The organism is Ancylomarina sp. 16SWW S1-10-2, assembly GCF_009669305.1.
In the GTDB taxonomy this organism is placed as follows: domain Bacteria; phylum Bacteroidota; class Bacteroidia; order Bacteroidales; family Marinifilaceae; genus Ancylomarina.
Map to the genome: position 1 here is coordinate 1 of NZ_SADB01000247.1, position 425 is coordinate 425.

1 pseudogene is annotated in these 425 nt (G+C 60.9%); it reads left to right on the top strand.

The features are described from left to right. Positions 1–425 (top strand): annotated as a pseudogene (locus EMN46_RS19750) (host specificity protein J); the annotation flags it as partial.

Here is a 425-nt window from a genome sequence, read left to right on the forward strand (position 1 = left end):
CCGGTACCGCGCTGATAAGCCTGGTTGACGGAAGTGGCAATCCGGTCAGCGTGGAGGTTCAGTCCGTCACCGACGGCGTGAAGGTAAAAGTGAGCCGTGTTCCTGACGGTGTTGCTGAATACAGCGTATGGGAGCTGAAGCTGCCGACGCTGCGCCAGCGACTGTTCCGCTGCGTGAGTATCCGTGAGAACGACGACGGCACGTATGCCATCACCGCCGTGCAGCATGTGCCGGAAAAAGAGGCCATCGTGGATAACGGGGCGCACTTTGACGGCGAACAGAGTGGCACGGTGAATGGTGTCACGCCGCCAGCGGTGCAGCACCTGACCGCAGAAGTCACTGCAGACAGCGGGGAATATCAGGTGCTGGCGCGATGGGACACACCGAAGGTGGTGAAGGGCGTGAGTTTCCTGCTCCGTCTGACC